This window comes from Phenylobacterium sp., assembly GCF_036263695.1.
Taxonomy (GTDB): domain Bacteria; phylum Pseudomonadota; class Alphaproteobacteria; order Caulobacterales; family Caulobacteraceae; genus Phenylobacterium.
Genome location: NZ_DATAGM010000223.1, coordinates 1 through 10,333, shown reverse-complemented (window position 1 = coordinate 10,333; position 10,333 = coordinate 1). Strand labels below are relative to the sequence as shown.

Sequence of the window (10,333 nt, the reverse complement as noted above, 5' to 3'; positions counted from 1 at the left end):
CCGGCGCTTCGGCCGCTGGGGCTTCGGCGGCTTTATCGGCCTGCTCGCCGCAGGCGGCGACCGCGAAGGCGGCGGCCAGGCCGGCGGCCATCATCATAGGACGCATTGGACATTTCCCCCGTTGTGATTGGGGACAGTGGGCCACGGTCGAGCTGTCCTGACAAGCGGCGGGGCCGCCGCGGGCCGATCAGGCCGCGGTCTCTCCCAGCGACCACTCCACGCCCCACGGGTCGCGGAGCACGCCGTAGAAGTCGCCCCAGAACTGCTTCTCGAGCGGCATCTTCACCTCGCAGCCGGCGTCGAGCGCCCGCTTCCACCAGTCCTGGATCCCCTTCACCTGCAGGTGGACGTTGAACGCAGCGGGCGCGGCCTCGGCGTGGCCGGCGCGTCGGTCATGGTCATGGTCAGGTCTCCTTCGGCTGAAGCGGACGGATCACCGCGCCCGGCGCTGCGGCTCGGCGAGGCGGTCGAGGTGCATGCGGATGTGCGCCGCCTCGGCGGCGGTGTTGGCCAGCGCGATGGCGCGGTTGAAGGACTCGCGGGCCTCCTCGTTGCGGTCCAACTGCATCAACAGGCCGCCCTGCAGGCCGTGGAAATGGAAGTAGCCGGCGAGCGGCTCGGCCAGCGGCGCAATCATCGCCAGCGCCGACTCGGGGCCGCGCACCTTGGAGACCGCCACGGCCCGGTTCAGCGTCACCACCGGTGAGGGCTGCAGCTCCTCGAGCGCGGCGTAGAGCAGGTCGATCTGCGCCCAGTCGGTGTCCTCCGGCCGCTCGGCCCGGGCGTGCAGGGCGGCGATGGCGGCCTGCACCTGGTAGGGGCCGCGGCGGCGGTGGCGCATGGCCTTGTCGATCAGCGCCAGCCCCTCGTTGATCAGCTTGCGGTTCCACAGGCTGCGGTCCTGATCGTCCAGCAGCACAACCTGTCCCTCGGCGTCGAACCTGGCCGGGGCCCGCGAGTGCTGCAGCAGCATCAGGGCGACCAGTCCCATGATCTCAGGCTCGGCCTTGAACAGCCGCAGCAGCAGCCGGCCGAGGCGGATCGCCTCCTCGCACAGCGGGGCCTTGGCCTGCACCGCGTCGAAGCTCGCCGAATAGCCCTCGTTGAAGATCAGGTAGACCATGGCAGCGACCGCCCCGAGCCGCTCGCTGCGCTCGATGGCGCCGGGCGTCTCGAAGGGCACTTCGGCCTTGGCGATGCGGGCCTTGGCGCGGGTGATCCGCTGCTCCATGGCCGCCTCGCCGACCAGGAAGGCGCGGGCGATCTGCTTCACCGACAAGCCCGAGACGATCCGCAGGGCCAGCGCGATCTGCTGGGTGGCTGGCAGCTCCGGATGGCAGCAGATGAATAGGAGGCGCAGGACATCATCGCGGTAGTCGGCGGCGTCCACCTGATCGACGGCGGCGGTCTCCGCATCGTCGAGATCGGAAATCACCTCTTCAGACGGCAGCGCCTCCTGACGGCTGCGCCGGCGCACCCCGTCGATGCCGACGTTGCGGCCGACCATGATCAGCCAGGCGGCCGGATCGCGCGGCGGTCCGTTCTGGGGCCAGGACTTCAGGGCCCTGAGGCAGGCGTCCTGATAGGCTTCCTCGGCGGTGTCGAGGTCGCGGAAGTAGCGCAGCAGCGCGCCCACGGCCTGGGGACGCGCCGAGGTCAGCGCCGCATCGATCCAGGCCATGTCGCTCATGCACGCACCTCGTCAGCTCTCGTCACTTCATGGGGTTTGAACACGGCCAGCGGCCGCACTTCGAACGAGCCGGCCGAGCTCGAGGCCTTGCCCAGTTCCTTGGCCGTCTCGATGGCGTCATCGAGCGAGGCGCACTCGACGATGAAGAAGCCGAGCAGCTGCTCCTTGGTTTCCGCGAAGGGCCCGTCGATGACCATCGCCTCGCGGCCCTTGCGGATCGTCGTCGCCGCCGTGGTGGGCAGCAGGCGGGCCACCGGGCCCAGCCGGCCCTGCCGGGCGAGCTTCTCCTCGACCACCTCCAGGCGCTTGATGGCGGCCTCGTCTTCTTCCTTGGTCCAGGCGCCGACCACGTCTTCGGAGTCGTAGCAAAGGATGGCGTAGAGCATCGATGGAGCCTCGTTCATGCTTAGGACGCCCCAGTATGCTCCGGGCCGACAGAGGCGGCGAAAAAATCTCGCGCCTCGTCCGCCGGGCGACACCGCATCGAAGTTGCGGTATGGCTGCGCGGCTGGAAACTTATCGGCGATAAGGCATGGAACACTTCGACGTCCTGATCGTGGGCGCAGGGCTCTCGGGGATCGGCGCAGCGCACCACCTGCAGCGCAAGGCGCCCGACCGCAGCTATGTGATCCTTGAGGGCCGCGAGGCGATCGGCGGCACCTGGGACCTGTTCCGCTACCCGGGCATCCGCTCGGACAGCGACATGTACACCCTCGGCTACGCCTTCAAGCCGTGGACCGAGGCCAAGGCCATCGCCGACGGCCCGTCGATCCTGAACTATGTGCGCGAGACGGCCCGCGAGGGCGACGTGGAGCGCCACATCCGCTTCCGCCACAAGGTGGTCCGCGCCGACTGGTCGAGCGAGGATGCGGCCTGGCAGGTGCAGGCGGTCCGCTCCGACGGCGAGCGCCGCGAAACCGTCCGCTTCACCTGCAACTTCCTGTTCCTGTGCGGCGGCTACTACAGCTACGAGGGCGGCTACACCCCGCAGTGGGAGGGGATGGAGCGGTTCAAGGGCGCCATTGTCCATCCGCAGGCCTGGCCGGAGGATCTCGACTACGCCGGCAAGCGGGTGGTGGTGATCGGCTCCGGCGCGACGGCGGTGACGCTCGTGCCCGAAATGGCCAAGACCGCGGGCCACGTGACCATGCTGCAGCGCTCGCCGACGTACGTGGTTTCGCGCCCGGCCGAAGATGCGGTGGCCAACAAGCTGCGCCGGCGCCTGCCGGCGAAGCTCGCCTACGGCATCGTCCGCTGGCGCAATGTGCTGTTCGGGATGTGGTTCTTCCGCATGGCCCGCAGGAAGCCGCAGGCGGTGAAGCAGCGGATCATCGACATGGTCCGGGCCGAACTTGGCGAAGGCTACGATGTCGAGACCCACTTCACCCCCAGCTACAATCCCTGGGACCAGCGGCTCTGCCTGGTGCCGGATTCCGACCTCTTCCAGGCGATCAGGGCCGGCGCCGCCTCGGTGGTCACCGACCACATCGAGACCTTCACCGAGACTGGCCTGAAGCTGAAGTCCGGCGCGCAGCTCGAAGCCGACGTCATCGTCACCGCCACGGGCCTGCAGCTCCAGGTGATGAACGGCATCGCCCTCACCGTCGACGGCGCGCCCGTCGAGCCCGGCAAGCTGCTCAGCTACAAGGGCATGATGTACGAGGGCGTGCCGAACCTGGCCTCCGCCTTCGGCTACACCAACGCCTCCTGGACGCTGAAGTGCGACCTGACGTGCGACTACGTCTGCCGGCTGCTCAACCACATGAAGAAGACCGGGGCCCGGCAGGCGACGCCTCGCAACACCGACCCCGACATGCCGCGCCTGCCCTGGCTCGACTTCACCTCGGGCTATGTGCTCCGCGCCATGGATAAGTTTCCCAAGCAGGGCGCCAAGCCGCCGTGGAAGCTGCACCAGAACTACGCCCTGGACCTCCTCACCCTGCGCTACTCGCCGATCGAGGATGGCGTGATGGCGTTCTCGAAGCCGGCGGGGGCGAAGCCGGCGGCGGACCGTGCCGAGGCGGCCTGAGCCTCAGGCGGCCGCCGGACGCAGCGGCGCTGGATTGACCAGCCCGCGGGCGCGCCGCACGGGAACTTCCACCAGCCGGAAGAAGACGAAGCTGACGAGCAGGGACAGCGGCGGGCCGACGATCAGCAGCAACCACCAGGGCATGATGGCGCCGGCCAGCTTCGGGTAGCTGAGGGTCAGGACGGTGTTCACCAGCGGGTGCAGCAGGAACAGGCTGAGGCTCATCTGACCGCAGACCACCAGCAGCGGCGAGCCGAGGAGGCCGGCGTGGACGCTGTCGGCCCGCAACTCGTCCGTCACCGTCAGCACCAGGGCGCAGGCGAGCAGCGCGACCCCGAACGGGGCCAGGCTAAAGTAGACCGCGTTGAGGTTCGGCAGCATCGCCCAGACCATCAGGACCCCGATCCCGAGGCCGACCGCCAGCCGCCGCAGCGTGGTGCGGCTGACCTGTCCGCGGACGGCGAAGCCGAGCAGCATGCCGATGGACAGGGCGTCGGCGACCGCGAGCGGGGTCTCCAGCGCCAGGGCCGGATGCTCGGGCATCAACAGGGCCCCGCCCAACACCCGGGCGCCGAGGCTGAGCGGGATCATCCACCACAACAGCGCCTTCAGCGTGCGCAGGCCGAACACCAGCGCGACCAGGAGATAGATGGCCACCAGCTGCTCCTGGGCGCTGATCAGCCAGAAGTGGGCGGGGAAGGCCTGCCCCTCGAACAGCATCTTGGGCACGTTGCCCATGTAGCCGAGGTAGAGCGGCCAGGTGGTCAGGATCTGCGAGGTGAGCGGCCCGCGATCGACCAGCCCCAGCACGACGTAGAAGCCGATCACGCAGGCTAGCACCGGCCAGACCCGCACATGCCGCAGGCCGAAGATGGCGGCGGCGGCCCGCGCCCGCTCGCCGAATCCGCCGTTCAGCTGGGCCTCGAAGCGGGTGAGGATCGAGGTCAGGAAGTAGCCGGTGGCGACGAACAGCACCGAGGCCGTCGGCTTGGCCAGGTTGAAGGAGAAGAGGCCGCTCGGCACATAGTGGGTGGTGACGATCAGCAGCAGGGCGAGGCCGCGCAGGCCGTTGACCGAGTCCTCGACGGCGATCTTCGGCCGGCTCATGCTTGGGCTTCCCGGGGCGGCGCCGGCTTCACGGGGCCAAGACTCATGAGCAGGCCGCTCACCGTCATGATGTGGATGGTGAACACCCCGAAGGCGTAGATCACATAGAGGAAGTAGAGCTCGGTGGCGCCCATCAGCTGCGGATGGAGGGCCGCGAACGCGACGACCGCGAGGACCTTGACCGAGTAGGAGCTCGCCACCGCCGCGATCACCCGCACCAAGCTCAGGCCCTCGTTGCGGGCCATCAGGAAGGTGAGCAGGAAGCTCGCCAGGATCACGAAGCTCAGCACGTTCATCGTGTCGTTGATGATCTTGGCCCCGTGGATCACCGGCCTGCCCAGCAGGGTGTCGAAGCCGAGGGCGAACATCGCCAGCAGGCACAGCGTGATCAGGAACGGGTAGGCGACCGTCCGGCGCGTGAAGATCTGGGTGGCGGCCAGCGCCAGGCCGAAGCTGGCCCACAGCACCGCGAAGGTCCGGTGCTCAAAGCCCCCGTCCGGCGCGTAGTCGCAGCTGAGGGTGAACAGGGTCGGCTCGCAGGCCAGGCCGAACAGCCTCGGGAGCACCAGCGCCTCGAGCTGCGGAAGCCCGGTGTAGCAGGCCGCGGCGACGGCCCCTGCGGTCAGCACGAACGCCGCCCCGCGCATCAGGCTGCCTCCAGCTCGACGCCGTGGGCGGTCGAAACCGACCCGTGCAGCGCCAGGCCCCCCTCGATACGCAGCTTGCGGGCGACCACCCAGGCCGCGGCGCTGCGGCTGCCGATGACCAGGTTGCCGGACACCACCGCGTCTGACTTGGTCAGCAGGCCCTGCTCGAAGACCGCCTCGCCAGTGACGTGGACATAGCCGTTGACGGTGACCGGCTCGCGGAACACCGCGCGGCCGTTGATGGTGAGGTCGCCGGCGACCTTCACGGCGCCGTCGAAGGCGCAGTCGCCCAGCAGCCGCAGGTCATCCCCGCAGACCAGCGGGTTGGTCAGGTCGCGGTTCGCCAGCTTGATGGACGCCCAGGCGAAGCGCGGCGCGGCGGTGACCGCGGGGCGCGCCGCGCCGGCCGGCGCGGAGGCGGCGAAGGGCGTGCGGCCCTTGCGAACCACGGCGTACTCGCCCTCCAGGCGGCGGGGCGCGCCCTCGGTCGTCGGGTCCAGCGCCAGGAACGCGCCCTTCGCTGGCCGCGCTTCGAGCGCCCGGTCGGGCGCGGCGGGCAGCTCGACCTGATGCTGGCTCGCACTGTGGCGGTGCAGCCAGTAGTAGAACGCGTGCAAGGCGACGAGGCCGACCAGCAGGGCCGTGGGCAGGAACACGCTAAGCGCCGACATGGCGGCTCCTGAAGCGTGCCGTCTTGTCCCAGGACAGGTGCGCGTTGAACCACAGGCCGCGCAGCGCGAAGAACAGGCCCTGAGTGGCGGCCACCATGCTGATCGCCGAGGACAGGAAGATCAGCGGCAGCATGGCCAGCGCAGCGACCTGCCTGTCGCGCATCGCGGCCGCGGCGATCTGGAAGTAGGGCGCGAAGTTGCCGAAGCCGATGACGAACGACAGGGCCGACACGACCGCGAAGTTGAACGGCGGATAGGAGTAGAGCGTCGGATAGGCCAGGGCCGCCGCCAGGCTCAACAGCGACAGCGGCGGGAACAGGAAGAAGAGCAGCACCAGGGCCGCGTCCAGCCGGCGCAGCGGGGTCTGGCGCGGCGTGCTGACCACCGCGCCGAAGTATTTGAAGAGGCACTGGTTGTGCCCGCAGGCCCAGCGGCGCACCTGGCGGAACCGGACCTCCCAGTTCTCTGGCGATTCCTCGTAGCACATGGCGTCGTCGACGTATTCGACCCCCCAGCCGCCGATGAACAGCCGGTAGGTGAGGTCGGTGTCCTCGGCCAGCGTCTCCGCCGACCACCCGCCCACCGCGGCCAGCGCGGACATGCGGATGCCGCCGACCGTGCCGCCGAACTGCGGCAGCAGGTTCCACATCCCTCTCGCCGCCTGGTCGATGGTGTAGCCGCCGCGCCGCTCCAGATCGAGCAGCCGCGTCAGCAGGTTGGTCTGGGTGTTGTAGGGCACGACCCGGCCCATGGTCGCGCCGACCTGCGGATCGACGAACGGGGCGACCAGCTTCTTCAGGAGTGGCGGCTGCGGCAGGTAGTCGGCGTCGAAGAACACCAGGAGCTCGCTGCTCACCAGCCGCAGCGCGTCGGCGACCGCCGCGGGCTTGCCGGGCTGGGCCGAGGCCGGCCGGTGCAGCGGTCGGATCCGGCCGCCCGAGCGGGCGGCGAAGTCGTCGACGATCGCCGCCGTCCCGTCGCTGGAGCGGTCGTTGACCACCAGGATGGTCAGCTTGTCGGCCGGATAGTCGAGCGCCAGCAGGTGCTCGAGGCAGCCGGCGATGACCCGCTCCTCGTTGTGCGCCGGCACCAGCACCGTAACGCTGGGCCACTCCGTGATCGGCGCCCGGCTGAAGGGGCTGGCCTGCGGCCGGGACATGGCCACAAGCGAGAAGCCGATCTGCCGCACGAGGAAGACCAGAGACAGCAGGCTGCTCACCGCGAACAGCAGCAGGAAGAGGATCTGCGCGGTGAGGCTCATCCCGCTGCTAGAGGCCGAGCTTCAGGCCAAGCAGCAGGCCCTGCACGTCGTAGAAGTCCGTCTCGGCGATCTCGCCGCGCAGGTAGATCTCGTGCTTGGGGGTGATCCGGTAGCCCAGCGACGGCCGCAGCGCCCAGAAATCGGACTCGACTCCGATCCCCAGCAGGGAGTCGTAGGTCATCTTGCCCGCTTCGCCGGCCAGGCCCGCGGTCAGGCCGTTGGCGCGCACGGTCTGGACGCCGCCGCTGACCGAGTAGCCGTTCTCGTCCGAGCTGTTGAGCGACAGCGCCGCCCCGCCCTGCAGGACCCAGTATCCGCTGGCGTCGGCCGGCGGCAGATAGCGGACCACGTCGATCGCCGGCTGCACTTCCTCGCCCCCCGAGCGGTAGCTGCGGTAGGTGAGACGCGGGGTGATGACCCAGCCTTCCGCGCCCGCCGGCTTGTAGCGCAGCTGGGCGGAGGCGAAGACCTCCGGCAGGATGTTGAAGTTGTCCGAGCTGGTGCCGACCATCAGCTGCGGGCGCAGGGACTCCGTGGCGTCCCAGGAGACGCCGACGGCGCCGAAGGTGGCGTCCTCTTCCCGCGAAACGGAGGAAACGTCGGCATGGAAGCCGACGCCGTCGCCGAACACCGCCAGATAGGCGCCGATGTAGTCCCGGTCCTCGTAGCCGTCGCTGACTGAAGCGCTGCCGGCGTAGACGTTGACGGTGGACTGCTCCTCGGCCGACGCGGCGGCGGCCGGGCCGAGCAACGCCAGGACGATGGCCAGCGGCCTGCCCACAAACGACATGGTCTTCTCCATTGATGTCCTGTGCATGTGAACGGCCGTCAGGCGGCGCGTGCTGAGCGGTTGCGCCGGCTGAGGAGGCGGGCGGCGATCCGCTCCGCCGCGCGGCCGTCGCCGTAGGGTCGGGTGTCCAGGCTCATCTTGGCGAACAGCTCGCCGTCGGCCAGCAGCTCGGCGCCCAGTTTCCAAGCGGTGGGCTTGCCGACGCCGCAGAGCACCGCGCAGCCCGCCTCGATGGACTCCGTCCGCTCGGTCGTCTCGCGCAGCACGAGCGCCGGCTTGCGGAAGGTGGGCGCCTCCTCCACCAGACCGCCGGAGTCGGTGATCACGAACCGGCACCTCTGCAGGAGGTGGATCATCTCGTCGTATTCGAGCGGGGCGACCAGCTGCACCCCGCGCACGTCGGCCAGGATGGTCTCCGCGAGCTGCCGCACCTGCGGATTGGGGTGGACCGGGAAGATCACCTGCACGGCGTGGGTGCGGCAGAAGGCGGCCAGCGCTTCGAAGGTGCGCTTCATCGGCGCGCCGAAGCTCTCCCGGCGGTGCATGGTGAACAGCACCATCGGCAGGTTGCGGTCGAACAGCCCGAAGCGGCGGTCGAGCTCCAGGGTGCGCTCGGCGGGCGTGAGGCGAACGACCTCCAGGGCCGCATCGACGACGGTGTTGCCGGACAGCAGGATCCGATCGGCCGCGACGCCCTCGGCCCTCAGGTTGTCGTAGGCCAGCCGCGTGGGCGGGAAGTGCAGGTCAGCGAGCCGCGCGATCAGGATGCGGTTCATCTCCTCCGGCCAGGGGGAGGCGACGTCGCCAGTCCGCAGGCCGGCCTCCACGTGGGCGACCGGGACTTTGGCGTGGAAGGCGCTGAGCGCGGCGGCGAAGGCGGTGGTGGTGTCGCCCTGCACCACGACCGCGCTGGGCCTGACCTCATCGATCACCTGACCCACGCCCGACGTGACCGCGCCGGCCAGGTAGTTGAGGCTCTGGTTCGGCCGCATCAGGTTGAGGTCGAAGTCCGGCGTGATGCCGAACAGATCGAGCACCGGGCGCACCATCTCGCGATGCTGACCGGTCGTGCAGACGACGACCTGGCCTGCGCCCTGACGGCGGAGCTCCAGGATCACCGGGGCCAGTTTGATGGCCTCCGGCCGGGTGCCGAGTACGACGAGTGCTTTCACGTTTTACCGCCGCCTGGCGACGGGCAGTCCCGCCGAAGGCGACGTCCTCCCCCAAGGATGTCGCGTCCAGCACAGGCTAAACTGCTTTATGATTCCATAACCTTAACGGACCGCGCCCAATCGCCGCGGCCAAGCTACTGCGCCCGCATCGCGTCCCAGCTGCGGGTGCCGCCCGCGGGCGCGCCGGCGCCGGCCACCGAGCGCAGGTAGGCCATGTTGTTGGCCACCAGCTCGGGGGGAAGGTCCTGGCGGGCGAGCGTCTCGGCTTCGTCGAAGCGGCCCTGCAGGCCGAGCACCAGCGCCAGGTTTTGGCGCACCTTCATGTCCGCGCCCGGGAGGGCGGCGGCGCGGCGCAGCAGCTGCTCAGCTTCGGCGGTCTGGCCGGAGGCGGCCAGGAACATGGCGAGGTTGGTCATCGCGGCGGGATTTTCCGGCGCGAGGGCCAGGGCGCGGCGGTGTGCGGCGAGCGCCTCGTCAGGGCGCTGGGCCTGCTCGTAGCCGATCGCCAGCAGCGAGACCGCCCGCCAGTCGCGGGGCGCCAGCGCGGCGGCGGCGTTGGCCGGCGCGAGGGCGTAGAACCCCTGGCCGCGGGCGATGTGGGCTCTGGCCAGCTCCAGCTGGGCCTCGACGTTGGTGGGCGCAAGGTGAGCCACCTGCTGGGCGGTGGAGGCGGCCTCGTCGTTGCGGCCCATCGCCCGCAGGGCGCGAGCCAGCTTCACGCCGGCGTCGGCGTCCGTGGGGTTGCGGTCGAACTCGCGGGCCCAGAAGGCGGCGCGGGCTAGGGGATCCATCCGCTCCACCGCCGCGCGCTCCTCGGGGGTCGCCCGGGCTGGTGCGGCCGGCGCGGCGCCTTTGGCCTCGGGCTTGGCTTTGGCGTCGGCCGCGGCGGCCTCGCCGGGCTTGTCCTTCTTGCCGAACCATCCGGCCTGCGCAGGCGCGGCCTGAAGGACGAGAAGAGCGGCGAGG

At 70.0% G+C, this 10,333-nt stretch carries 10 protein-coding genes and 1 pseudogene; 1 reads left to right on the top strand and 10 read right to left on the bottom strand.

The window, feature by feature from the left end:
* Window positions 1-187 precede the first annotated feature (187 nt).
* The 3 genes and pseudogenes from VHK87_RS09125 to VHK87_RS09115 form a co-directional block, all read right to left on the bottom strand.
* Window positions 188-346 (bottom strand): annotated as a pseudogene (locus VHK87_RS09125) (VOC family protein); the annotation flags it as partial.
* 87 nt (window positions 347-433) lie between these two features.
* Window positions 434-1,690 carry an RNA polymerase sigma factor gene (locus VHK87_RS09120; protein ID WP_329634587.1) on the bottom strand — a complete coding sequence of 419 codons (1,257 nt, stop codon included), beginning with the start codon at window positions 1,688-1,690 and terminating at the stop codon, window positions 434-436.
* Entirely contained in the window at window positions 1,687-2,094 is a 408-nt protein-coding gene (locus VHK87_RS09115) for a YciI family protein (protein WP_329634586.1), read from the bottom strand. The genes VHK87_RS09120 and VHK87_RS09115 overlap by 4 nt, the downstream gene beginning before the upstream one ends.
* Window positions 2,095-2,222: 128 nt before the next feature.
* On the opposite strand from VHK87_RS09115, the gene VHK87_RS09110 reads away from it, so the two are divergent.
* Entirely contained in the window at window positions 2,223-3,719 is a 1,497-nt protein-coding gene (locus tag VHK87_RS09110) for an NAD(P)/FAD-dependent oxidoreductase (protein WP_329634585.1), read from the top strand.
* 3 nt (window positions 3,720-3,722) lie between these two features.
* Here the strand turns inward: VHK87_RS09110 and VHK87_RS09105 are convergent, their stop codons facing one another.
* The 7 genes from VHK87_RS09105 to VHK87_RS09075 all read right to left on the bottom strand — a co-directional run.
* Window positions 3,723-4,826 (bottom strand): acyltransferase, encoded by a 1,104-nt coding sequence (locus VHK87_RS09105; protein ID WP_329634584.1) that lies wholly within the window; start codon window positions 4,824-4,826, stop codon window positions 3,723-3,725.
* The gene (locus VHK87_RS09100; protein WP_329634583.1) at window positions 4,823-5,473 is read right to left on the bottom strand and encodes a hypothetical protein; all 651 of its coding nucleotides are present in this window, start codon (window positions 5,471-5,473) and stop codon (window positions 4,823-4,825) included. Before VHK87_RS09100 ends, VHK87_RS09105 begins: the two co-directional genes overlap by 4 nt.
* Window positions 5,473-6,144, bottom strand: coding sequence for a polymer-forming cytoskeletal protein (locus VHK87_RS09095; protein ID WP_329634582.1), 672 nt, complete (start codon window positions 6,142-6,144; stop codon window positions 5,473-5,475). Before VHK87_RS09095 ends, VHK87_RS09100 begins: the two co-directional genes overlap by 1 nt.
* The gene (locus VHK87_RS09090; RefSeq protein ID WP_329634581.1) at window positions 6,131-7,405 is read right to left on the bottom strand and encodes a glycosyltransferase family 2 protein; all 1,275 of its coding nucleotides are present in this window, start codon (window positions 7,403-7,405) and stop codon (window positions 6,131-6,133) included. Before VHK87_RS09090 ends, VHK87_RS09095 begins: the two co-directional genes overlap by 14 nt.
* Window positions 7,406-7,412: 7 nt before the next feature.
* Window positions 7,413-8,195, bottom strand: coding sequence for a hypothetical protein (locus VHK87_RS09085; RefSeq protein ID WP_329634580.1), 783 nt, complete (start codon window positions 8,193-8,195; stop codon window positions 7,413-7,415).
* Window positions 8,196-8,233: 38 nt separating this feature from the next.
* Window positions 8,234-9,367 (bottom strand): non-hydrolyzing UDP-N-acetylglucosamine 2-epimerase, encoded by a 1,134-nt coding sequence (gene wecB / locus VHK87_RS09080; protein ID WP_329634579.1) that lies wholly within the window; start codon window positions 9,365-9,367, stop codon window positions 8,234-8,236.
* Window positions 9,368-9,501: 134 nt separating this feature from the next.
* Window positions 9,502-10,333, bottom strand: an 832-nt coding sequence (locus VHK87_RS09075; RefSeq protein ID WP_329634578.1) for a tetratricopeptide repeat protein, incomplete at its 5' end; no start/stop codon positions are given.